The organism is Xenorhabdus innexi, assembly GCF_002632485.1.
Classification (GTDB): domain Bacteria; phylum Pseudomonadota; class Gammaproteobacteria; order Enterobacterales; family Enterobacteriaceae; genus Xenorhabdus; species Xenorhabdus innexi.
The window spans coordinates 62082-86015 of the sequence record NZ_NIBU01000016.1; the positions used below are offsets into that span (position 1 = coordinate 62082).

General features: G+C 44.3%; 18 protein-coding genes and 2 pseudogenes. 12 read left to right on the plus strand and 8 right to left on the minus strand.

Annotated elements, in window-relative coordinates; translation table 11 throughout:
* The first annotated feature begins 2 nt into the window (after positions 1-2).
* Complete coding sequence (gene trmH, locus Xinn_RS08805) at positions 3-710, plus strand: tRNA (guanosine(18)-2'-O)-methyltransferase TrmH (protein WP_086954698.1); 708 nt, start codon at positions 3-5, stop codon at positions 708-710.
* 69 nt (positions 711-779) lie between these two features.
* Positions 780-2861 carry an ATP-dependent DNA helicase RecG gene (recG, locus tag Xinn_RS08810; protein WP_086954699.1) on the plus strand — a complete coding sequence of 694 codons (2082 nt, stop codon included), beginning with the start codon at positions 780-782 and terminating at the stop codon, positions 2859-2861.
* Positions 2862-2965: 104 nt separating this feature from the next.
* On the opposite strand, the gene gltS is transcribed toward recG, so the two are convergent.
* Positions 2966-4177, minus strand: coding sequence for a sodium/glutamate symporter (gltS, locus tag Xinn_RS08815; protein ID WP_086954700.1), 1212 nt, complete (start codon positions 4175-4177; stop codon positions 2966-2968).
* Between the two features lie 239 nt (positions 4178-4416).
* On the opposite strand from gltS, the gene Xinn_RS08820 reads away from it, so the two are divergent.
* Positions 4417-5802 carry a uracil-xanthine permease family protein gene (locus Xinn_RS08820; RefSeq protein WP_086954701.1) on the plus strand — a complete coding sequence of 462 codons (1386 nt, stop codon included), beginning with the start codon at positions 4417-4419 and terminating at the stop codon, positions 5800-5802.
* 204 nt (positions 5803-6006) lie between these two features.
* A complete protein-coding gene (locus tag Xinn_RS08825; RefSeq protein ID WP_186435647.1) occupies positions 6007-7779 on the plus strand; it encodes an AsmA family protein in 1773 nt (590 codons plus the stop codon).
* A 55-nt stretch (positions 7780-7834) separates the two neighbouring features.
* Here the strand turns inward: Xinn_RS08825 and fabY are convergent, their stop codons facing one another.
* From fabY to yihX, 3 genes are all read right to left on the minus strand, one after another.
* Positions 7835-8752 (minus strand): fatty acid biosynthesis protein FabY, encoded by a 918-nt coding sequence (gene fabY / locus Xinn_RS08830; RefSeq protein ID WP_086954702.1) that lies wholly within the window; start codon positions 8750-8752, stop codon positions 7835-7837.
* A 79-nt stretch (positions 8753-8831) separates the two neighbouring features.
* Positions 8832-9269: a D-aminoacyl-tRNA deacylase gene (gene dtd / locus Xinn_RS08835; RefSeq protein WP_086954703.1), complete on the minus strand. Its 438-nt coding sequence runs from the start codon at positions 9267-9269 to the stop codon at positions 8832-8834.
* Positions 9270-9396: 127 nt separating this feature from the next.
* Positions 9397-10014, minus strand: a complete 618-nt coding sequence (gene yihX / locus Xinn_RS08840) for a glucose-1-phosphatase (RefSeq protein ID WP_086954704.1) — start codon at positions 10012-10014, stop codon at positions 9397-9399.
* A 61-nt stretch (positions 10015-10075) separates the two neighbouring features.
* Here yihX and Xinn_RS23110 point away from each other — a divergent pair, with 61 nt between their 5' ends.
* Positions 10076-10204 (plus strand): hypothetical protein, encoded by a 129-nt coding sequence (locus Xinn_RS23110; RefSeq protein WP_280176139.1) that lies wholly within the window; start codon positions 10076-10078, stop codon positions 10202-10204.
* A gap of 50 nt (positions 10205-10254) precedes the next feature.
* Here the strand turns inward: Xinn_RS23110 and typA are convergent, their stop codons facing one another.
* Positions 10255-12078 (minus strand): ribosome-dependent GTPase TypA, encoded by a 1824-nt coding sequence (gene typA / locus Xinn_RS08845; RefSeq protein WP_086954705.1) that lies wholly within the window; start codon positions 12076-12078, stop codon positions 10255-10257.
* 571 nt (positions 12079-12649) lie between these two features.
* On the opposite strand from typA, the gene glnA reads away from it, so the two are divergent.
* The 6 genes and pseudogenes from glnA to Xinn_RS08875 all read left to right on the plus strand — a co-directional run bounded on the left by glnA (position 12650) and on the right by Xinn_RS08875 (position 19210).
* Entirely contained in the window at positions 12650-14059 is a 1410-nt protein-coding gene (glnA, locus tag Xinn_RS08850) for a glutamate--ammonia ligase (protein WP_086954706.1), read from the plus strand.
* Between the two features lie 193 nt (positions 14060-14252).
* A complete protein-coding gene (gene glnL, locus Xinn_RS08855) occupies positions 14253-15302 on the plus strand; it encodes a nitrogen regulation protein NR(II) (protein WP_186435648.1) in 1050 nt (349 codons plus the stop codon).
* Positions 15303-15310: 8 nt separating this feature from the next.
* Positions 15311-16744 (plus strand): nitrogen regulation protein NR(I), encoded by a 1434-nt coding sequence (glnG, locus tag Xinn_RS08860; protein WP_086954708.1) that lies wholly within the window; start codon positions 15311-15313, stop codon positions 16742-16744.
* A 196-nt stretch (positions 16745-16940) separates the two neighbouring features.
* Positions 16941-17428 (plus strand): annotated as a pseudogene (locus tag Xinn_RS08865) (Hcp family type VI secretion system effector).
* A gap of 50 nt (positions 17429-17478) precedes the next feature.
* Complete coding sequence (ssp4, locus tag Xinn_RS08870; protein ID WP_086954709.1) at positions 17479-18504, plus strand: Ssp4 family T6SS effector; 1026 nt, start codon at positions 17479-17481, stop codon at positions 18502-18504.
* A gap of 28 nt (positions 18505-18532) precedes the next feature.
* A complete protein-coding gene (locus Xinn_RS08875) occupies positions 18533-19210 on the plus strand; it encodes a hypothetical protein (RefSeq protein WP_086954710.1) in 678 nt (225 codons plus the stop codon).
* 105 nt (positions 19211-19315) lie between these two features.
* On the opposite strand, the gene hemN is transcribed toward Xinn_RS08875, so the two are convergent.
* Positions 19316-20689 carry an oxygen-independent coproporphyrinogen III oxidase gene (gene hemN / locus Xinn_RS08880; RefSeq protein WP_086954711.1) on the minus strand — a complete coding sequence of 458 codons (1374 nt, stop codon included), beginning with the start codon at positions 20687-20689 and terminating at the stop codon, positions 19316-19318.
* A 179-nt stretch (positions 20690-20868) separates the two neighbouring features.
* Entirely contained in the window at positions 20869-21384 is a 516-nt protein-coding gene (yihI, locus tag Xinn_RS08885; RefSeq protein ID WP_086956529.1) for a Der GTPase-activating protein YihI, read from the minus strand.
* A 147-nt stretch (positions 21385-21531) separates the two neighbouring features.
* Here yihI and Xinn_RS08890 point away from each other — a divergent pair, with 147 nt between their 5' ends.
* Positions 21532-22998: a glycosyltransferase family 39 protein gene (locus Xinn_RS08890; RefSeq protein WP_086954712.1), complete on the plus strand. Its 1467-nt coding sequence runs from the start codon at positions 21532-21534 to the stop codon at positions 22996-22998.
* 95 nt (positions 22999-23093) lie between these two features.
* Here the strand turns inward: Xinn_RS08890 and Xinn_RS08895 are convergent.
* A pseudogene (locus Xinn_RS08895) lies at positions 23094-23834 on the minus strand (solute carrier family 23 protein); the annotation flags it as partial.
* Between the last annotated feature and the right edge of the window lie 100 nt (positions 23835-23934).

The following is a 23934-nucleotide window of genomic DNA, read 5'->3' on the forward strand; positions in this document are numbered from 1 at the left end:
TTATGAATCCTACACGTTATGCACGTATTTGTCAGATGATGGCAATGCGTCAACCTGACCTGACGATTTGTTTAGAAGAAGTACACAAACCCCATAATGTATCCGCAGTGATCCGAACTGCGGATGCTGTTGGTATTCATCAAATCCACGCAGTCTGGCCTACTCAACAATTACGTACTCAACTCTCTTCTGCCGCAGGCAGTAACAGCTGGGTTCAGGTAAAAACCCACTCATCCGTTGAACAGGCCATCAACCAGTTTAAAACTGCCGGAATGCAGGTATTAGCGACTAATCTTTCTGATAAAGCCGTCGATTTCCGTCAGATTGATTACACTAAACCTACCTGCATCATTATGGGGCAAGAAAAAAAAGGCATTTCCAAACAGGCTATTGAGCTGGCAGACCATGACATTATCATTCCTATGGCTGGCATGGTTCAGTCGCTGAATGTCTCAGTTGCTTCTGCATTGATCCTGTATGAAGCACAGCGGCAACGCCAGCTTGCCGGTATGTATCAGCGGAAAGAAAGTACGCTGTCTGAAGAAGACCAACAAAAATTGCTGTTTGAAGGGGGATACCCCGTTTTAGCTGCGGTTTCACACCGTAAAGGGCTGGAACGACCCTTCATTGATAAACAAGGGCAAATCATAGCAAGTGAGCCCTGGTGGGCAGCAATGCAGGCAACGACAGCAGCATCGACAGCGAAATAAATCATACTGACTGAGCATCAGGATTGATGGAGAACTGAATTATGGCGAGCTGGATTATGGAGAATAAGTATGAAAGGCCGATTACTTGATGCCATCCCATTAGCAACTTTACGTGGTGTTGGAGCCAGTCAGGTAGGAAAGCTTGCTAAACTGGGATTGGTCAATCTACAGGATCTACTACTTCATTTGCCTCTCCGTTATGAGGATCAAACCCGCCTGTATACCATCAATGAAGTGTTGCCCGGTATTTGTGCGACAGTGAGCGGGGAAATATTACGCACCAATGTCGTTGTTGGACGGCGGCGTATGATGATTTGTCAAATCAGTGACGATACAGGCATATTAACCCTGCGCTTTTTCAATTTCACTGCCTCCATGAAGAACAGTCTGGCAGAAGGTAAACATATCATCGCTTATGGTGAAATACGCAGGGGCTCTCAGGGTGCTGAAATCATTCATCCGGAATATAAAATTCAACAGAACGCCGGGCGTATTCATTTGCAGGAAACATTAACTCCTGTCTATCCCACAACAGAAGGCATACGCCAAACCGCGCTACGTAAATTGATCGAACAGGCGCTTGAGCTACTTGAGACCTGCGCAGTTAATGAATTATTACCCGAGCAGTTCAGCCGCAAGATTATCAGCCTTCCTGATGCCCTGCATACATTACACCGCCCCCCTCCTGACATTTCTTTAGCAGATTTAGAAAGTGGCAGGCATCCGGCTCAACGCCGCCTGATTTTGGAAGAATTACTGGCTCATCATTTAAGTATGCTGGCTGTCAGAGCAGGGGCACAGCGTTTTCATGCCCAGTCACTCACGGCGGATAATTCATTAAAACAGCAGTTGCTGGCTCTGCTTCCCTTCTCACCGACACGCGCACAAGATCGCGTAGTTGAAGAAATAGAGCATGATCTGGAAAAAGATGTCCCGATGATGAGACTGATTCAGGGAGATGTCGGCTCCGGTAAAACATTGGTGGCAGCACTGGCAGCAGTCCGCGCCATCGTACATGGCAAACAGGTTGCGTTGATGGCTCCCACCGAGCTGCTTGCGGAACAGCATGCCAGCACTTTTAAGCAGTGGCTGGAACCCCTCGGCATTCGGGTAGGTTGGCTGGCTGGCAAACAAAAGGGCAAAGCGCGGCTGGCACAGCAGGAAGCCATTGCCGATGGTCAGGTCAGTATGGTCGTCGGCACGCACGCGATGTTTCAGGAGCAGGTCAAATTTTCTGCGCTGGCATTAGTCATTATTGATGAACAACATCGCTTCGGTGTTCATCAACGTTTGGCTCTGTGGGAGAAAGGGCATGAACAGGGTTTTCATCCCCATCAGTTAATCATGACTGCCACACCAATTCCACGAACACTGGCAATGACAGCTTATGCCGATCTGGACACATCCGTTATCGATGAACTTCCTCCGGGGCGGACACCTGTAACAACGGTCGCCATTCCCGATACCCGCCGGAATGAGATTATCCAGCGAGTTAAAAGTGCCTGCTTAGATGAAGGTCGTCAGGCTTATTGGGTATGTACTCTGATTGAGGATTCTGAAGTTCTGGAAGCACAGGCAGCTCAGGTGACCAGTGAGGAACTGGCTCTGGCTCTGCCAGAATTGAAAATTGGTCTGGTTCATGGGCGGATGAAACCCGCAGAAAAACAAGCCATTATGGATGCTTTTAAGCAGGGTGAACTTCAATTATTAGTTGCTACCACGGTGATTGAAGTTGGTGTTGATGTTCCCAATGCCAGCCTGATGATCATTGATAACCCCGAACGATTAGGGCTGGCTCAGTTACACCAGCTTCGTGGTCGTGTCGGACGTGGCGCAATAGCCTCACATTGTGTTCTGCTTTATAAAACACCGCTGACCAATACTGCCAAAATCCGTCTGCAAGTTCTGCGGGACAGTAATGATGGTTTTGTCATTGCACAAAAAGATTTAGAAATCCGGGGGCCGGGTGAACTTCTTGGCACACGTCAGACTGGTAATGTCGAATTCAGAATTGCCGATTTATTGCGGGATCAGGGAATGCTCCCTGAAGTTCAGCGTATTGCCCACTATATCCACCAGCATTATCCAGAAAACGCGAAGGCACTGATTGAACGCTGGCTTGCTGATCGTTCTCAGTACAGCCACGCCTGAGCAATAATGTTTAATTAAAAAATAAGTTAATAAATAATAAGTTAAAGAAATGCCGCTGAAATCTTCCAGCGGCATATCTAGCCAGGACACAAGGCTAAGTTAAGTTAACCTGCTACAGATGGGAATATAGGTAATAGCAGATAAAGCTTGATGATTGCAGCGTTAACGATATCAATAAAGAACGCCCCCACCATCGGTACGAGCAGAAACGCCACATGTGATGGCCCGAAGCGATCTGTTATGGCCTGCATGTTTGCAATCGCGGTTGGTGTCGCACCCAACCCAAAGCCACAGTGACCAGCTGACAGTACCGCAGCATCATAATTCTTGCCCATGACTCTGTAAGTAACAAATATCGCGTACAATGCCATCACCACGGCCTGCACCGCGAGGATTACCAGCATCGGCAGAGCAAGGGAAGCTAACTGCCACAATTTGAGACTCATCAGCGCCATTGCAAGGAAGAGTGACAGGCTGACGTTACCCAGTACCGAGACAGCCCGGTCAAATACCCGGTAAAAGCCCAGCAAAGACAAACCATTACTCAGTATGACTCCGGTAAACAGAACACAGACAAACGTTGGCAAAAAGAGCGTATTTTCCAACATCTTCTCAAGATAGTTACCGACTAATAAACAGATAGAGATTAATGCGATGGTTTCCAGCATTACCAACGGTGTGATCAGGCGACCGGTATAAGGTTTTTCAAATGCAGATGGAACTTCAGTATCATCATTCTCCAGACCCGGCGTTTTGTTATTTCTCACCAGCAAGCGGGCAACAGGCCCTCCAATCAGGCCGCCCAGAATTAAACCAAATGTCGCACAGGCCATTGCAACTTCCGTCGCATTCTCAAAACCGTAGCGTTCGGTAAAGACCTTACCCCATGCAGCACCTGTTCCGTGCCCTCCCGAAAGGGTCACAGACCCTGCCAATAACCCCATTAACGGATCAAGGCCAAGCATTTTCGCCAGTGCAATACCCACTGTGTTTTGCACCAGCAGCAGGCCAACGACGGCAACAATAAAGATTAACAGAAGCTTTCCGCCTGCTCTCAGGCTGGCAAGATTGGCATTCAGGCCAACTGTGGCAAAAAATGCCAACATCAGAGGGTCTTTGAGGGATAAATCAAAGCTGACTTCCCAACCCGTAGATTGTTTAACTGCCAGCAGAGCAAAAGCAACCAGTAAGCCACCTGCGACTGGCTCTGGAATAGTGTACTTCTCAAGAAATGAAATTGACTGTACGAGTTTTCTTCCCAGTAGCAAAACAAGTGTGGCCGCAACGAGCGTGCCATAAATATCCAGATGATACATTTATGTACCCCATCTAATTGTTAAAATTATGTTAATTTAATGCGACGTTATAATCATCCTATAAAAACGCCAAGAGCAGGTAAGGATTGGATTAGAAAAAAAATTACTGATAAACACAAGTTAAAACATTTAAAAATGTGACGAAATAAGGTTATAAGCCATAGACAAAATTTTACGCAAACGATTGCTTTTATAATTTAGATCAATAAAATGTGTTTTTTTCACTCGAAACTACACTCATGGCCACCTCAATCCGCGAAAACTCAGCATCGGCACTTCCTCAAAAATCAAACAGTGAATTAATTTACCGTCTGGAAGATAAACCCTCTCTTCCACATGCCTTATTTGCTGCTTTTCAGCATTTGCTGGCAATGTTTGTTGCGGTTATCACACCGGCTATGTTGATCTGTCAGGCACTCGGGCTTCCTGAAGAAGATACTCAACGCATCATCAGTATGTCCCTGTTTGCCTCAGGGCTGGCATCACTTATTCAAATCCGCTCTTGGGGGCCTATGGGCTCTGGATTACTGTCCATTCAGGGTACGAGCTTTAATTTTGTCACGCCGCTTATCATGGGTGGGCTGTCCCTGAAAAATGGAGGGGCTGATGTGCCCACCATGATGGCAGCTCTGTTTGGTACATTGATGCTTGCCGCAACGACAGAGATATTTCTTTCCCGCATACTTCATCTGGCTAAAAGACTCATCACCCCTTTGGTTTCAGGCATTGTTGTTATGATTATTGGCCTGTCACTTATTCAGGTTGGGCTGACTTCTATCGGTGGTGGCTATTCTGCTATTCAGCAAGGCACATTCGGTGCCCCTGCAAACCTTTTTCTGGCAGGAATTGTTCTCGCCATTATCATACTGCTGAACCGCCAGTGTAATCCCTATCTACGGGTAGCTTCTCTGGTGATTGCCATGACAGTCGGTTATCTGGCTGCCTGGTACATGGAGATGCTACCCCATGCAACCACAACAGAAGACAAACCAATAATCACTGTTCCTTCCCCGCTCTATTACGGGCTTTCGGTTGACTGGCATTTACTAATTCCATTAATCCTGATTTTTATGGTGACATCGCTGGAAACGATTGGAGATATTACAGCCACGTCAGATGTTTCTGAGCAGCCGGTCTGCGGCCCGTTATATATGAAGCGCATTAAGGGCGGTGTACTGGCGAATGGTGTCAATTCGATGATTTCTGCCGTATTTAATACATTCCCGAATTCCTGTTTTGGTCAGAATAACGGTGTTATCCAACTAACCGGTGTTGCCAGTCGTTATGTTGGCTACCTTATTGCTGCCATGCTGATCCTGTTGGGGCTGTTTCCGGCAGTAGCCGGTTTTGTGCAGCATATCCCTGAGCCGGTATTAGGTGGCGCAACTATTGTCATGTTCGGCACGATTGCCGCATCCGGTATCAGAATCGTTGCACGGGAACCATTAAATCGCCGGGCCATCATGATTATTGCATTATCACTGGCTATGGGGCTTGGCGTTTCACAACAGCCTCTCATTTTACAATTTGCCCCTGAATGGATAAGAAATCTGTTTTCTTCCGGTATTGCGGCTGGCGGCCTGACAGCAATCCTGCTTAATCTGATTTTTCCTCAGGAAAAATAATCTATCGTTTTTCACCTAAGCTTTCGCCTTGTTGTTATGTTATCCCGCTCTTATAGCGGGATTTTTTTTGTATTTTGCGTAACCTTTCGCAATATTCTTCCCTAAATGACGGAATTAAAGGTTTTTCAGCACCATCTATTGAGTGATGTCGCTTTTTACGGCATAAAAGGATCTTTTTCAGGACGATTATACTGGGGTGAGATCATGAAGTGGTTAAGGAAAGGCTTTGCAGTACTGCTATTATTACTGATGCTGGCAATTATTGCTGTTTACTTTGTTGCCCAAACACACTGGGGAGCAAAACAACTCAGCACATGGCTGAATAAGCAAAGTCATTATCAGATCAATATTGAAAATATCGATCACAGTTGGCAGCAGCCGATGACCTTAATGCTCAAGAATGTGAATGTCAGTGATAAGCAGGGTTCTTTCTCACTCAATGCCGATAGCGTAGATTTGAGTTTTAAATGGCAGTCCCCGACAAAATTGGCCAATCTCCGTAAGCTGACCTTACAAGATGGAAAACTGATACTGTCAGGCTCTGCATTTACCCCGGCCCTGAAAGCTGATGTTTTACAGCTTAATAATATGGATGTTCAACTAACAACCGCCCAGTCACAGGTTCAGGGCAAAAATATTGTCGGCGGCATTACACCTTGGTCTCCTGATGAAAATATGCCTTTTGGATCAGGGCAATATCAGCTCAGTGCCAGTAATATCAGCATAAATGATCTGTCATTTGATAAAGTCGTCATGAAGGGCAGCTATCAGGATAATAATCTGGTTATCAATTCCTTTGGCGCTGAATTCCTACAGGGTCTCATCTCCGGAAACGGGCAGCGATTAGCGGATGGCAGCTGGAGCTGGGATAATATCCTGATCAATGATATCCGCTGGCAGTCACCTATGACTCTGGCTGTTCTGACAGAAAAAACCCGTTCTCTGCCTGCTATCCACATTAAAGATCTCAATCTCACTAATGCTAAGTTACAGGGAAAAGACTGGTCTGCCGATTATCTTAATACCAGCATCAAAGGGCTGGGGTTGGCTAACGGGCAATGGCAGGCAGAAGATGGTCTGATTGACTTCAATGCCATGAATATGACTTTCAACGAAGATCAGTTCAAAGATATATTAGGGCAACTCAGCTTTTCCGGTGATCTATTCACCATTGATAATCTGACCGCCCATTATCAAAAGGGCTTATTTAATATTAAAGCGCAATGGGATCGTCAAAATCACCAGCTAACACTTAACGATAGCTCTGTAACCGGTTTGATTTATTCCTTACCATCGCAGTGGCGCGACTATATCAAAAACCCGGCTCCTGAATGGATTTCGGCACTGAAGTTAAATAATGTCAGTATCAACAATACCCTCCTGATTGATACCAATCCTGATTTTCCATTTCAGCTCACCACATTATCGGGATATGTCGATACTCTGGATATCCTGAAAAATGGTCATTGGGGCTTATGGAATGGGAAGGCCTCGTTACAGGCCACAAGTGGAACATTCAATAAAATTGAAATATTTCGGCCTTATCTACAACTACACACCGCAGATGACAAAGTTATTATTGATAAACTGAACACCTTTTCAGGTGACGGCTTACTCCAGCTTAACGGCTTCATTGAACAGCTTGCAGCTCAAAAACCCTTCCAACTCAGCTTAAAAGGGATGAATGTGAATTTGGGGGTTCTTCCACAATGGGGCTGGATACCGCTCCATCTGCATGGCGATGGTAATTTCTCACTGGCTATCACCGGCAACCTTTCAGCCGATAATATTAAAAGCACAATTAATGGCACACTGACGGCTGAGGATAAGAACGCCGATAAAGAGTCGCAATCCATTAATCAGGGCGTGATTTCTACTGATAACTGCCCAGCCGGGCAGTCTGATGTCAAACAATCTGATGAGGCTGGGCAACCGGATGTAGATCAAAACAAAACCTGTGCCACGATTATGTTGTAGCGATTCAGTATGCTGCGAAAGATCTGCGTATTTTGGCAAAGCAGGTTGTAATCGCTTATGCTGCGGCTGAACGTTCAGCAGGTAAGACAATATAAGTACCGGTGAACACACTTCCGAGTCCCTGTTCACCGCTGACATGAACTTCCAGTTTTACACGTGCTTTATTACCACGGGCAAGGCGGGCCAAGTCACCGCTCATATTGTTGAGATCGGCAACGGCACTGGGGCGGCCAACGATAGGTTTCTGGTAACGAATATTCGCATCCACCAGAATGATTTCTCCCCCTAACTGACGTTCCTGCAATAGCAGCCAAATCAGCCCCCATGCGGTTAATGTTGATTGAGAAAACAGGCTACCGGCAAAAATAGTATGGTGAGGGTTCTGGTTTCCCGCTTCCGGCATGGTGGTGATAAAACGCTGCCCCGTATATTGAGTAATACGCACGCCCATCTTTTCACTCAGCGGGATGTGTTTGTACCATGCCTGCTGCAATTGCGCACACCAGTCCGGACGATGCAGAATATCATCAAGACTCATGATGGGTTTAATCATCAAAAAATGATTAATAGGAGATGAATTAGCGCCATTGATAAGCCCGCGATTTTCAAAGCCCAGTTTCTTAAAGAAATCAACCGCATCCTCACGGGCGCTGCAAACAATTCGTTTCACACCTTCCTGTCTGGCAACCGATTCCAATGCCATTGCAATCAATGTACCCAGCCCTTTTTGCTGCTCATTCGGATCAACAGCCAGAAAGCGAATAGCGCCTTCACTATCCGCATTAATATATAAACGCCCGACAGCAACCGGCCTGCCCTTCTCATCAACCACCATTTGATGATGAGCCATTGAATCATAACCGTCTTTTTCTGATCCAACAGGCTGGTGAAGTGGTTTACGCAGCATCTCCCAACGGAATTGGTAATAAGTTTCCAGCTCTTGTTCGGTTTGAGGTATTCTGAGGTGATACATAAAAACAGCCCCTTCTTTGCGTGTTGTCGTGTGTAGTCGGGGGAATAGATGCTTTAACATTATATTTGTAGCCAGAAAGTCATATTTGTAACCAAAAAGTCACTGGTCCATCATTTGTCAGACTCACTTTCATGTCGGCAGCAAATTGCCCCATTTCTGTTTTTACACCAGTTGCACGGCACTGTTCAACAAAATAGCGATAAAGTTCATCTGCTTTTTGGGGTTCAGCACCTCTGGAAAAGCCCGGTCTTAAACCTTTTTGAGTATCCGCTGCCAGCGTAAACTGAGAGATAACTAATAAGCTCCCATTAGCTTGCTGAACATTCAGATTCATTTTTCCATTCTCATCACTGAATACCCGATATCCCACTACTTTCTCACATAAGCGCTGTGCTTTTTGTTGGTCGTCTTCTTTTTCCACTCCCAGAAAAACCAGCAACCCCTGTTCAATTTCACCGATAGTCTGACTATCAACAGCCACTTTTGCCTGTGTTACACGTTGAATTAATGCAATCATTTTTATTGTGTATGATCCGTATAAATAGATTAACCTGTAAGGATGGAGTCTCGCTCGCCAAGATACCATCCTATTGAGAGCCTGTTGAATGTTACATGAAAACGGTGAAACGACGATATGAAAGAAATTATGTTACTGCGGGAAGTGAAAAATCATGTGTCTTAAAGTAATCAGGGATAACATTCCTGTCACTCACATGAATGGCATTGATACCTAATCTTTTGGCAGCATCAACATGTTCCTGTACATCGTCAAAAAAAACCGCCTGCCCAGCTACCACTCTTTCTTTTTCCAATAAATAGTTAAAGATGTCCTGATCCGGTTTACGCATTCCCAAATCCTGAGACAGATATAAATGATCTGCTGACGTAGTAATTTCTGGATACTGTTGCGGCCAATACTGAAAATGCATGTGGTTTGTGTTAGATAACACAACAACCCGATGCCCCTGCTCACGTAGTTTATTCATCAACTCAATGACTTCCGGCCTGACACCAACGAAAATCGCATTCCAGCCTTCAGAAAATTGTTCGAAGCTAAGAGAAACTTCCATTTCATCACATAGCATTTCGGCAAATTCTGCATCTGTAATTTGGCCGCGCTCATGCTTTTCAACCGTCTCTCCCAGAGCAAATTTGGGGCTCAAAGTTGCAAGTGGTGTCCCGCTCAGGTTACTCCAGACAGCTAATACTCTTCTAAAATCAATATCAATAATCACGTTACCCATATCGAAAATATACAGCATAGTCCCTCCTGACTGAGGCATATCGTTTTGTACTTTTATCATAATTTCACCAGGAAAAAAGGTGACACGACAAAAAAATAAACAAATTGGGCTGCTAATCAATCCACATGCAGCATCAATCATAGTTGAAAATCAAAAATTGGCTGGAGCTGTCGGACTGGCGGGGGATTGGAGAAGAGTTCGTTTTTAAGAAAGTAGTGAAACTCAGGGTGCCGAAGCACCCTAAGCTATCAGGAGAAATTAAGCGTCTTTGCTGCGGCTTGCGCGACGACGATCATTCTCAGTCAGATGACGTTTACGCAGACGAATTGACTCAGGAGTCACTTCGACCAGTTCATCATCATCAATAAACTCCAGAGCCTGCTCCAGTGTCTTCTTGATATGCGGAGACAGTGTTGTTGCTTCATCTGTACCTGACGCACGAACGTTGGTCAGCTTTTTACCTGTCAGACAGTTTACAGTCAGGTCATTGGAGCGGGAGTGAATACCAATGATCTGGCCTTCATAAACTTCTGTACCATGGCCAAGGAACAGCTTACCGCGCTCCTGCAAACCATACAGAGCATAAGCAACTGCTTTACCCTGACCGTTGGAAATCAGTACACCATTCTGGCGACGACCAATCTCACCCGGACGGATGTCATCATAGTGGCTGAATGTTGCGTACAACAGACCAGTACCGGAAGTCATAGTCATGAATTCAGTACGGAAGCCAATCAGACCACGGCTTGGGATAACATAATCCAGACGCACACGACCTTTGCCATCCGGCAACATATCACGCATTTCGCCTTTACGTTCACCCAGCCCCTGCATCACGTCACCCTGATGCTGCTCTTCGATATCCAGAGTTACCTGCTCGAAAGGTTCCTGCTTACGGCCATCAATTTCACGGAAAATAACTTTCGGACGAGAAACTCCCAGCTCGAAGCCTTCACGACGCATGTTTTCAATCAGAACGGAAAGGTGCAATTCACCACGACCGGAAACACGGAAAGCATCTGGATCTTCCGTTTCTTCGACACGCAGTGCCACGTTGTGAACCAGTTCTTTTCTCAGACGATCAAGGATCTGACGGGATGTTACGTATTTACCTTCACGACCACAGAAAGGTGAAGTGTTAACACAGAAGTACATGCTAACGGTAGGCTCATCAACGGCCAGTGCTGGCAGAGCTTCTACAGCATTCACTTCACACAGCGTATCAGAGATGTTCAGGTCGCCCAGACCGGTGATCGCGATGATGTCACCCGCTTCAACTTTGTCTGATTCAATACGATCCAGACCCAGATGGCTGAAGACTTTACCGACTTTACCGTTACGGGTTTTACCTTCGCTGTCGATCAGCGTGATATTCTGGTTTGGTTTTACAGTTCCGCGTTTGATACGGCCGATACCGATAACACCAACGTAGTTGTTGTAATCCAGCTGGGAAATCTGCATCTGGAACGGGCCATCAAGGTCAACTTTAGGCGGCTCAACATGTTCAACGATTGCCTGATACAGCGGAGTCATATCTTCAGCCATATCGGTATGCTCGTTGCCTGCGATCCCCATTAATGCAGAAGCATAAACGATAGGGAAATCCAGCTGCTCATCAGTTGCACCCAGGTTTACAAACAGGTCAAATACCTGATCGACAACCCAGTCAGGACGTGCGCCCGGACGGTCAACTTTGTTGATAACAACGATTGGCTTCAAGCCATGAGCGAAGGCTTTCTGAGTAACGAAGCGAGTCTGTGGCATCGGGCCATCCATCGCATCTACCAGCAGCAAAACACTGTCGACCATTGACATCACACGCTCTACTTCGCCACCGAAGTCGGCGTGGCCCGGAGTATCCACGATATTGATACGGTAGTCATTCCATTTAATGGCAGTATTTTTTGCAAGGATGGTGATACCACGTTCTTTTTCCAGATCATTGGAATCCATCACACGCTCAGCTGTTGCAGCACGCTCACCAAATGTACCGGACTGCTGTAAGAGTTTATCAACCAGCGTCGTTTTGCCATGGTCAACGTGAGCGATAATGGCAATGTTTCTTAAATTATTAATTGACAAGTATTTTTACCGTTTTAGCTATTTGAAGAAATTATTAAATGGGTACAGCATACTGGGTGCGATGCTACCCTCATTCAACACAAATATGGTGCTATTTTACACGTTATAGCCACAGAGTGAAATAAATGTGAGATGCATCACTTTTGAAGTTTATCTGTTTTTTTGCATATAAACACGACATTCCCTGAAATGGCATTAATAACCATCGTGATAGCCGCCATGAACAAACGTGATAAGAATCACAGTTATAGTAATTTATCTGTATTGTACAGACGAACCCAGAATTCACCATAACAGTGCAAAGCATCATCTTTATGCACCAGTAAAGTGCATAAGCCCTCAAAAATCTTCCATTATTTCTATCATTTCTCTCCAACTTTCCCCATTTACGCGCAGAAACACCAGAATTAACGTTTTTAAAAAAGTTGGCACGCTTTTCGCAATATTCCTTAGCATTGAAAATCGCAACGAGTTGGCTGTATACAAAGACAGCATTAGCTGCTTAAGATAATAAGATAAAGGGTGCATTTCTGACAACGCATCCGGCTGACGTAAACCAGGAGAACTCAGTATGTCCGTTGAACATGTTTTATCCATGATTGAAGAACATCAGGTGAAGTTTATTGACTTACGTTTTACTGACACTAAAGGTAAAGAACAGCACATCACTATTCCTGCCCACCAAATTGATGAAGACTTCTTCGAAGATGGTAAAATGTTTGATGGTTCATCTATCAAGGGCTGGAAAGGTATCAATGAATCTGACATGGTGTTAATGCCCGACCCTTCTACAGCCATGCTTGACCCTTTCTTTGATGATACCACGCTGATTATTCGTTGCGATATTCTTGAACCCGGTACTATGCAGGGTTATGGTCGTGACCCTCGCTCCATCGCAAAACGAGCAGAAGATTTCCTGCGTTCCAGTGATATCGCGGATACTGTTCTGTTCGGGCCAGAACCAGAATTCTTCTTGTTCGATGATGTTCGTTTCGGTAATTCTATCTCAGGCTCTTACTACCATATCGATGATACCGAAGCGGCCTGGAATAGCGGTACTCGCTACGAAGAGGGTAACAAAGGCCATCGTCCGGGCATCAAAGGCGGTTACTTCCCTGTTCCTCCGGTAGATTCTTCTCAGGATCTGCGTTCAGCAATGTGTCTGACGATGGAAGAGATGGGGCTGGTTGTGGAAGCTCATCACCATGAAGTAGCTACAGCAGGCCAGAACGAAGTCGCAACCCGCTTCAATACAATGACCAAAAAAGCGGATGAAACCCAGATTTACAAATACGTGGTACATAATGTCGCCCACGCTTTCGGCAAAACCGCGACCTTTATGCCGAAGCCACTGGTAGGGGATAACGGTTCAGGCATGCACTGTCATATGTCACTGTCCAAAGGCGGTGTTAACCTGTTCGCAGGAGACAAATATGGCGGTTTGTCCGAAATGGCGCTTTATTATATCGGTGGCATTATCAAACATGCCCGCGCTCTGAACGCCTTCACCAACCCCACAACCAACTCATACAAACGTCTAGTACCCGGTTTTGAAGCTCCGGTGATGCTGGCCTATTCAGCCCGTAACCGCTCTGCTTCTATCCGTATTCCTGTTGTTGCCAGCAGTAAAGCCCGCCGGATTGAAGTCCGTTTCCCTGATCCGGCCGCAAACCCATATCTGGCGTTCTCAGCTCTGCTGATGGCAGGTCTTGATGGGATCATCAATAAAATACATCCGGGCGATTCGATGGATAAAAACCTGTATGACCTGCCAGCTGAGGAAGCACAGGAAATCCCAACTGTGGCCTCTTCTTTGGAAGAAGCATTGGCGGCTCTGGATACAGACCGTGAGTTCCTGACACGAGGCGGTGTTTTCACTGATGATGCTATTGATGCTTACATCGGCGTGCTTAATAGTGAAATTGAGCGCGTTCGCATGACGCCACATCCTCTGGAGTTTGAACTGTATTACAGCGTGTAATGTTCAATTACCGTATGTAATGCTTAAAATGTGTCACCACCGTTCTTTATTGATTTTGTTGCCGTGAAACTTTTGGCCCATCTTCGGATGGGCTCTTTTCCCTCGGATTTTTTCCTTAAAAATAGAAGATAAAGAGGGTTGCTCAATTTATGATGTAATAAGATACAATGCACCAAAAAAGTGCAAAGGTTGGATGGCAATGGCTGATTTTCCCCAAGCAGAACAAATTCTTGATTCACTGATAAACAGTGTTTTAGTGCTGGATAACGATTTGATTATCCACTATGCCAACCATTCCGCCATGCAACTTCTGGCACAAAGTACACGTAAATTATTTGGCACTCCTCTTCCGGTTTTATTCAGTTATATCTCGCTGGATACGGAATTTATGCGATCCAGTCTGATACGAGGGCATGGTTTTACGGATAACGAAGTAATATTAGTGGTTAATAATCACTCACATGTTATGTCGCTCAGTGCCCAACCAATTTCCGAACAGTTCATTTTGCTGGAACTCGCTCCTATGGATAGTCAGCGTCGTTTAAGCCAAGAGCAGATACAACAGGCACAGCAGATAGCTGCACGGGAATTGGTTCGGGGGCTGGCACATGAAATCAAAAATCCTCTGGGAGGATTGCGGGGAGCGGCTCAGTTGCTGGCAAAAGCATTGCCGGACCCCTCTCTGCGGGAATATACACAAGTCATTATTGAACAGGCTGACAGGCTCCGTACTCTTGTCGATCGGTTATTAGGGCCTCAACATCCGGGGGCTCAGATTAGCCAGAGTATCCATCATGTGGTCGAGCGGGTTTATCAGCTGGTGTCACTGGAAATGCCCGGTAATATTACGCTGGTCAAAGATTATGACCCCAGTCTGCCAGAGTTGTCTCATTACCCTGATCAGATTGAGCAGGTTTTGCTAAACATCACCCGCAATGCGCTACAGGCATTAGGTGATCAGAAAGGCACGATTACTTTACGCACCCGAACGGCATTTCAGATTACCTTACACGGTGAACGTTACCGTTTGGCTGCCCGGATTGATATTGAAGATGATGGTCCGGGCATTCCTCCGAATATTCAGGATATGCTATTTTATCCAATGGTCAGCGGGAATGAAGGCGGTACCGGGCTTGGGCTGTCTATTGTCCGCAATCTTATTGATCAACATACCGGGAAAATTGAATTTACCAGCTGGCCGGGGCATACGGAATTTTCCATTTACCTGCCTATTAAGAAATAGGGGATATAATGCAACGAGGAAAAATCTGGATCGTTGATGACGACAGTTCTATCCGCTGGGTACTTGAACGGGCACTGAGTGGTGCGGGAATGGATTGCGTCAGTTTTGAAAATGCAGATTCCGTATTAGCGGCGTTATCACAGAGCAGCCCGGAGGTTTTGCTGTCAGATATCCGCATGCCGGGGCTGGATGGGTTAAGTTTACTCAATCAAATCAGGCAGAATCACCCACAGCTTCCGGTCATCATTATGACCGCTCATTCTGATTTGGATGCAGCCGTCAGCGCCTATCAGCACGGCGCATTCGATTATCTGCCGAAGCCGTTTGATATTGATGAAACTGTCGCATTGGTTGAACGGGCATTAAGTCATGCGCGTGAACAACAACAAACCTCCCGCAGCCCGAAAATAGCCTCATCGGTTTCTGAGATAATTGGCGAAGCGCCTGCCATGCAGGAGGTATACCGGATTATCGGGCGTCTTTCCCGTTCTTCCATCAGCGTATTAATCAATGGAGAATCCGGTACAGGAAAAGAGCTGGTGGCTCATGCCCTGCATCGCCATAGCCCAAGAGCTGCTGCACCTTTTATCGCGCTGAATATGGCGGCGATCCCAAAAGATTTAATTGAATCAGAGTTATTCGGCCATGAAAAAGGGGCTTTCACAGGCGCCAATCAGGTTCGTCAGGGGCGTTTCGAACAGGCCAATGGCGGATCGCTGTTTCTGGATGAAATCGGCGATATGCCACTGGATATCCAGACCCGCCTGCTAAGGGTTCTGGCGGAAGGGCAGTTTTATCGGGTTGGCGGTTATGCACCGGTAAAGGTTGATGTCCGTATTATTGCGGCAACTCATCAGAACCTTGAACAACGGGTCAGGGAAGGTAAATTCAGAGAAGACCTTTATCATCGCCTGAATGTCATTCGCTTGCAGTTACCTCCTTTGCGGGATCGTGTGGAAGATATTCCCCGTCTCGCCCAATATTTCCTGCAACAGACCGCCAAAGAGCTGGGCATTGAGGCTAAAGAACTGCATCCCGATACTGAAAAAGCTCTGATGAACCTGTCATGGTCGGGGAATGTCCGTCAGCTGGAGAATATCTGCCGTTGGCTGACGGTGATGGCAGTGAGTAAAGAGATTCTGGTACAGGATCTCCCGACTGATTTAATTGAAAACCAACCCACAGCCGTCGGACAAACTGATAATTTACCTGTTTCCGGCTGTTCATCAGCAGCAGAGTGGTCACAACAATTAGCTGCATGGGCAGAAAATGCCTTGCAGGCCGGTAAGACGGATCTGCTTTCCGATGCTTTACCGTTACTGGAACGCACCTTACTTAACTGTGCATTAACGCATACCAATGGGCATAAACAGGAAGCCGCCCGTTTACTTGGGTGGGGCAGAAATACAATTACGCGGAAACTGAAGGAATTGGGGCTGTGATTATACCCTGAAGTATATAATGATAGCTTTCTCTTTATATCTTAAAATCAGAACTATTAAAATAATAATATCTATTTTATGAAAAAATAATAAACTTATATATATTTTAAACGCCTACTTCTTAATTTAGATTGTTTTCTTTGATGATTTTTTTGCTATAACGGACGAATTAATAATGATAATTATGAGATAAAATATGGCAAACTCCATTTATGTGACAATTAAAGGTAAGCTTCAAGGTCTGATTTCTCAAGGATGCTCTACATTAGATTCCATTGGTAATAAATATCAATTAGGACATGAAGATCAAGTTTTTGTATTACAATTTAATCACGGAGTTGCAAGAGCACAAAATGTTGCTCATCAGCTCATCAGCCAGTTAAATTTGTCAAACCACTGGATAAATCATCACCATTGTTATTGATGGCAGTTGCAAACAATGAAGAACTTGATTTAATGTTTGATTTTTATCGCACTTCGCAAGCGGGAGGCCAAGAGCGTTATTACTCTGTCACGTTAAGAAATGCAAAATTATTAAATGTTAATGTTCAATATCCACATTCTGTCGATCATGCGGATAGGCAACCTGAAGAAGTTGTCGCAGTCCAATATAAAGATATTGTTTGTCAACATCACATCGCAGGAACATCAGGTTATTGTATTTGGGAAGAAACTGTTTATTGAATTATAATTAATATCAAAGAGCAAACATATTATCACGGGTGGTTATTAAAATGCGCTCAAATAGTCTGATCTCACAGTTGCAAAATGAATTTGATGAATATACGTTACCGAGTTTTTATACTTCAAGAAGTCTTAATGCACTACCTAATTCAGAAGCAAATATCGACTTTCAAGCAATTAAAGATGCATTAGATTGCCACCGTGATTTTTATGGTGCGGGTATTATTTATTCTGATGGGCAATTCAGGCGTTATTTGGTTAGGCCATCGAAAAGATGGGGAAATCAGACCTCTTCTGAATTAACGCATATTATTGTTTATAATACTGAGCTAACGGTTGCACCGGAAGTAGAATTAAAAAAAACAGTATCTGAACCTAGCTTGATGGTAGAGATTGGATCAACAGCTCTGGCGTGTGGTGGAGCGTTATTATCAGGAACGGGCGTGGTTTTCTCATCAGCAGCAGTCCCATTTACAGGAGGGACAAGTACACCTTTAGCAATTTTGTCATATGCCGGTTTAGTTGCATCAGGTGTTCAATGTGTAAATGGTGGATATAGAATTTATAATCTCACTGTGGGAGGACAAGAAGGTATAGGACATATTGCTTGGTTGGACTCACAAGATTGGTACGTCACTACTTCAACCATCCTGGATATAATTTCTCTTACCTCTGGTGCAGCAGCTCTGAAGCAGGCATATAGCACGTATAAAATAATGAAAGCAACTTCCCCCCGCAAGGCATCAGAGTGGTTAAAAAACATGCCAAGGCATGAAAGAAAACGACTAACAGAAGAGATTATGCGTCATAACAATCCAGGTATATCTAATAAGGCAATTAAGACAGCGATAGCACAAGGAAAATATATCAAAAGGTACCCTACAGAAGCGATACAAAAAACATTAATAAACCATTTGCGTGACTCTCTGGCAGCAACAGGTGGTTTTATAAGCAGTGGAATGTCAGGAACCATTCGCAACCCAGAAAATATAATTACGTCAGGTAAATATATTATTGGTACTATTCATTCTATTGCTTACGAAAATCCTGCGAGTTATTTTCCTGAGCGATTTTAATAAATCCATACATTAATATAGCAATACTATGAAAACAAAAAACTTTATTTTTAATTTGGGATTTAAAAAACTTCTAAATGAAGCTAAAGGATTAGAAGAAAAACTAAAACGCTCTGATTCAGAATGGGAAAATATAAATTTTTATGATAAAAGTTATAAAAATTATTTTTGTTTACCTGCTAGATTTAAGATAGTGTCTGTCTTTCTTTTTATTATGTTAGTTCATCTCTCTTTTTTCTTTGGTCTTGCTAAGACCATACCTGATTTTTTAATAGACGATCCAAATGATAAAATAAAGTCAGTATCTTTCATTTCATCATTGATTCTAGGAATGATCATTGTATTTTTAAATGTTAGTTTTACTTTAGGCGGAATTTATTATGGGTTAATTATACAAAAGAATTTAAACACTATTATATTATTTTTCAGCTCATTAATTTTCTACCTCAAGTTTATTAATAACCATGATTATATTTACTTTGCTTTTATAATATTATCCTGCATATTAATTAAAATCATATTAAACAGTCAATATTACGCTGAATTTATATTATCCAGAATCTACATTAGAATTGAAAACATCAATTTTAAAAAGGAGTTAAAAAAAATCCAAGGATTTAATAAAAAGGAATTAAGAGAATACTCAAGAGAAATAAAATTAAAAAAACGCAAAAAGATAAGAGATGAAAAAATAAAATTTAAATGACCAAGTTAAACCTATTAATTTCCTTCAAAATTGATTGATTATTTATTATGAATACACGAGAAGAATATGCTCAAATAATCGGCATATTCATCTCTGCCCCTATATTCATATCACCCGAGAAAACTGCCGCTGGCGCATTTGATTACGCAGGTAGTTATCAAAACACATGCAAATATTCCGGATTAACAAACGCCCTTTTGGTGATACCCGAATCAGCTTCTCACTGACCTCAACTAACCCATCTTGCGCCAATGGTGCCAATAATTGCAGATCTTCGGCGAAGTAATCCGTAAAACTCACACCATAAGCGTGTTCAATATCGGCAAAATTTAACCGGAAGTTGCAAATCAGCGCCTTAATCACATCACGACGGATGCAATCATCCTGCGTCAGTATTAAACCACGCCATAATGCGTGCCCCTGCGCAGCAACCTCAGCATAGTAGGTTTTGAGATCTTTTTGGTTCTGTGCATAGCTGTCACCCAGCATACTGATCGCCGACACACCGATGCCCAATAAATCACATTCTCCTTGAGTGGTATATCCCTGAAAATTGCGATGTAACACACCTGCTCTTTGAGCAACCGCAAGTTCATCATCAGGGCGGGCAAAGTGATCCATACCAATAAACTGGTAGCCGTTACCGGTCAACGTCGCGATAGTTTGCTGCAAAATATCCAGTTTCTGTGCCGCACTCGGTAAATCAGCCTCTTTAATTTTCCGTTGCGCCGCAAACAAATTCGGCATGTGGGCATAATTAAATACACTCAGGCGATCCGGCGATAACGCCAATACACGCTGTAATGTAAAAGCAAAACTTTCAGGTGTCTGCTTTGGCAGGCCATAAATCAAATCAATACTGGTAGAGGTAAAACCTGTTTCGCGGGCACGATTGACCAGTTCAAAGATAAAATCCTCGTCCTGTTCGCGATTGACCAGATGCTGAACTTCCTTATTGAAATCCTGCACTCCCATACTCAGGCGGTTAAACCCCTCATTACGCAGGTGGTCAATCACATCCAGCTCAATTTCACGCGGATCAATTTCAATGGAAATTTCAGCATCTGGCAGAAAGCAGAAGTGCCTGCGCAACATCGACATCAACCGGCTGATCTGCGTCTTATCGAGATAAGTCGGCGTTCCTCCGCCCCAGTGCATCTGGCTGACTTTCCGCTGCGTAAATAATTTTGCTCTTGTGATGATCTCTTGTTCCAGAACAGCCAGATACTCATCTGCTTTATGTTTCTGGCGGGTAACCAGCTTATTACAGCCGCAGAAATAACAAAGTTTGTGGCAAAACGGGATATGAATATAGAGAGAAAGAGGACGATCAGGGTAACGCGCCGCAGCTTGTATAAATGCCGCATTATCATACTGCTGGTTAAATTCCAGCGCTGTGGGATATGAAGTATAACGAGGCCCTGAATAGTTGTATTTTTGGATCAAAGGCAGATCCCAGACAATGGCTTGCTCTGACATACTTATCTCTTCCGCTGTTCCGGCCTATCAAATGGCGGCTGTAGTTTACCCAATAAGCCCAACAAATACCATATTAAAAATGTGGATATATGTTGTTCATCATTGGGCATACCATCTTTGATGATCAAGATAATTTATGCATGAACGGCTTGCCATTCAGAGCCGTTTACCTTGCGGAATTATTTACCTTTCAGCAACTGCATAATGTCTTCTTTTTTCTCTTCTTCGCTGTCATCATCTTCAAGCTCGATACCCAGCTCTTCCATCAGGACATCAATGCGATCAAGCATCTTATCGACATAGACATTATCTTCCAGAGAAAGCTTTTCACCCTGCTCAAGACGAGCCAGCAAATCATCCAGACGTTCATCATTTTCCAGCATTTCCAGCTCTTCCCGGGCTGACAGACGAGGTTTTTCGATCACTTTAGGCTGCTCAGCTACCGACTTAGCTACTGCTTTTTCACCGACAATCAGCGGAACCGCAACCTTACTCCCGATACGAGGATCTTTCTCTTGCTTGTTGCCAGACTGTTTTTTCTGGTTACTTTCCTGATGGCGATTACCGGATGGATGACCACGATGTTTTTTCTGACGTTTACGCTCACGTCCTTCGGCGTTCAATTCTTCGCGGCTTTTTCTTTTATGCTTACCCGATGAGGCTCTTGCCGGGGATTTTTTCTTTAACTGATTCATAGCGTGTGACTCAACTTGTGTTATCAAGATATTTTCGGCGGAATCTAACAGAATCCACATATAACATCCAATGTCATTCACTTATTCTTTAAAGTTCAGCTAATATTTTGGGTTACCTTAACTCAAATAATATAAGCCTTAGCCATTATGCGTTTCTTTGATATTTCTTATAGAACTTCATTGTATCTTTGGTGTATCAGTTATGCTGTTTTATGGATGTTAGCAAGTTACTGCCTTGATCCGACAGTTCCTTATGATGCCGTAGAAGCCCTGAACTGGGGCATAAACGGCGAATGGGGTTCCCCGAAAAATCCGTGGCTGGTAGGTGTTGTGATGTTACCCGCCATTCATATCAGCTATATTTCTCTCAGTTTTTATTGGTATTTCATTCATTTTGCTGCCATTGCTATCGGTATGCTCGGTGTCTGGCAGCTGGCTTTACGCTTAACAGGCAAAATTGAACTGGCATGGCTGGCTATGCTGACGCTTAATCTGTCTGGCATCATCAATTTCGATATCATTCCCTATAATGATAATTATCTGTTGGTGATGTTATGGTCATGGTCACTCTTGTTCTTCCTGAAAGCCATTGATGACCATCCGAAATGGTGGCTGGCGTTCGCGTTAGCGACGGGGCTGGCAACGATGGGTAAATACTCCTCACTCTCGATTGTAGGCTCAGTCTTTTTGCTTTCCCTGTTTGTGCCCAAAGTCCGGCGTCATTATCGGGAACCTCTGTTTTATCTCGCCCTCGCACTCTGGTTTATGTTGGTATTGCCTAATATCTGGTGGCTGGTACATAACGACTTTGCTGCATTTAAGTGGGTAGACTCGCAAATTACGCACGGATTTAATCTGCATACCACACGTGCCCTTCTTTCAGTGTTCTACCCCCTTATTATCGTTAGTGTCATTATTTATCTATTGGGTGGAAAAATTGGCTGGCCAAAACAGCAATCCAATCAACTGATCAATATTGTCATTCTGCTGCCTTTGCTGATTATTTATGTCTGGTTCTCCTTCAATGAGGGCGGGCGCATGACCGAATGGCTCCAGCCTTTTATGGCAGTAGCACCCGCGCTGCTGGCAGGTTCAATAACAGTTCTCCCCCATAAATCCTTAACGGGAACATTACGGGGTTTGGCTGTGTTTGCCATCGTGGTTCTCATCGGCTATACCAGTGTGATGCTGGCAAATGTCCGGGGAGCGGGAGAAAAATTTGAAGGAATAAAAATATTTTCCAGCCAGATAGATCAGCGCTGGAATCAATTATATTCAACACCTTTGCACTATGTTGGAGGTGAATACCTGCATCAATGGCTGACGTTCTACAGCCACTATCGTCCCCAAACCATACAACCGTGGGAAACCGGCAACGGTGAGCCTCCGAATATTTACAACCGTCATATTAAAGAGAGTGATATTGTCAGATATGGTGCATTACTGGTAGGGAAAAGAGGAAAAGACTGCTCACAGGAACATTTTCAGTCCACACTAGCTACATGGCCTGCTTTAACTATCAGTCATAAGGAAGGGTTTATCTTTCAGGCGCAACCAAACGCGGAATCAGAAGTGGTTTGCATTGGTTTTATTGCACCAGAAAATAAACAATAACCTTCTTCCGAAAATAAGTTTCGTATAATTTCCATAAAAAAGCCTGACACATCAGGCTTTTTTATCTCAGTCAGTACTCTGTTGAGCCGGAATAATCAGGCATCGACAAATACCATTTTCAGCACAAACAGCAGCGTGACAACAATAACGCACGGGCCTATTTCCCGCCATTTCCCTGTTCCCAGTTTCATAACACAATAAGCAATGAAGCCCAGTGCAATACCTTCTGTAATAGAGAAACTGAAAGGCATCATAACCGCCGTGATAAATGCCGGAACAGATTCCGTCAGATCATCCCATTTCACCCGTGTCAGGCTGGATGTCATCAGAACACCCACATAAACCAGCGCACCCGCCGTAGCATAAGCCGGAACCATACCGGCCAGTGGAGAGATAAACATCACCAACAGGAATAAAAGGCCGACGACAACAGCAGTTAACCCGGTACGACCACCAACAGAGACACCAGAAGAGCTTTCAACAAACGCCGTTACCGAAGACGTTCCGATGTAAGAACCCGCCACTGAACTGATACTGTCAACATACAGAGCCTGTTTCATTTGCGGGAATTTGCCGTTACTGTCAGCTAAACCTGCTTTATCCGTCACACCAATCAGAGTGCCGGATGAATCAAACAGATTCACCAGCATAAAAGAGAAAATAACCCCGATTAATGCGATATCCAGAGCACCTTTCACATCAACATGCCCGACAACGCTCATGATACTGGGCGGCACATCAAAAATACCCTGATATTCGACATAACCCATCATAAACCCAAGCCCTGTCGTTATGATGATGGACAGCAATACTGCGGCATGGAAGTTACGGGCAGCTCATAGACAGGATCTTAAGCAATAACCGTTTATTTTTAGATAGAAAAAAGGCTTCATTTATGATCTGATAATCGTCGCCAAACAATAAATCAAAACCACG

Coding starts and splice junctions, on each gene's coding strand:
- trmH (WP_086954698.1), top strand. CDS start 3: ATGAATCCTACACGTTATGCACGTATTTGTCAGATGATGGCAATGCGT.
- recG (WP_086954699.1), top strand. CDS start 780: ATGAAAGGCCGATTACTTGATGCCATCCCATTAGCAACTTTACGTGGT.
- gltS (WP_086954700.1), bottom strand. CDS start 4,177: ATGTATCATCTGGATATTTATGGCACGCTCGTTGCGGCCACACTTGTT.
- Xinn_RS08820 (WP_086954701.1), top strand. CDS start 4,417: ATGGCCACCTCAATCCGCGAAAACTCAGCATCGGCACTTCCTCAAAAA.
- Xinn_RS08825 (WP_186435647.1), top strand. CDS start 6,007: ATGAAGTGGTTAAGGAAAGGCTTTGCAGTACTGCTATTATTACTGATG.
- fabY (WP_086954702.1), bottom strand. CDS start 8,752: ATGTATCACCTCAGAATACCTCAAACCGAACAAGAGCTGGAAACTTAT.
- dtd (WP_086954703.1), bottom strand. CDS start 9,269: ATGATTGCATTAATTCAACGTGTAACACAGGCAAAAGTGGCTGTTGAT.
- yihX (WP_086954704.1), bottom strand. CDS start 10,014: ATGCTGTATATTTTCGATATGGGTAACGTGATTATTGATATTGATTTT.
- glnA (WP_086954706.1), top strand. CDS start 12,650: ATGTCCGTTGAACATGTTTTATCCATGATTGAAGAACATCAGGTGAAG.
- glnL (WP_186435648.1), top strand. CDS start 14,253: ATGGCAATGGCTGATTTTCCCCAAGCAGAACAAATTCTTGATTCACTG.
- glnG (WP_086954708.1), top strand. CDS start 15,311: ATGCAACGAGGAAAAATCTGGATCGTTGATGACGACAGTTCTATCCGC.
- ssp4 (WP_086954709.1), top strand. CDS start 17,479: ATGCGCTCAAATAGTCTGATCTCACAGTTGCAAAATGAATTTGATGAA.
- Xinn_RS08875 (WP_086954710.1), top strand. CDS start 18,533: ATGAAAACAAAAAACTTTATTTTTAATTTGGGATTTAAAAAACTTCTA.
- hemN (WP_086954711.1), bottom strand. CDS start 20,689: ATGTCAGAGCAAGCCATTGTCTGGGATCTGCCTTTGATCCAAAAATAC.
- yihI (WP_086956529.1), bottom strand. CDS start 21,384: ATGAATCAGTTAAAGAAAAAATCCCCGGCAAGAGCCTCATCGGGTAAG.
- Xinn_RS08890 (WP_086954712.1), top strand. CDS start 21,532: ATGCGTTTCTTTGATATTTCTTATAGAACTTCATTGTATCTTTGGTGT.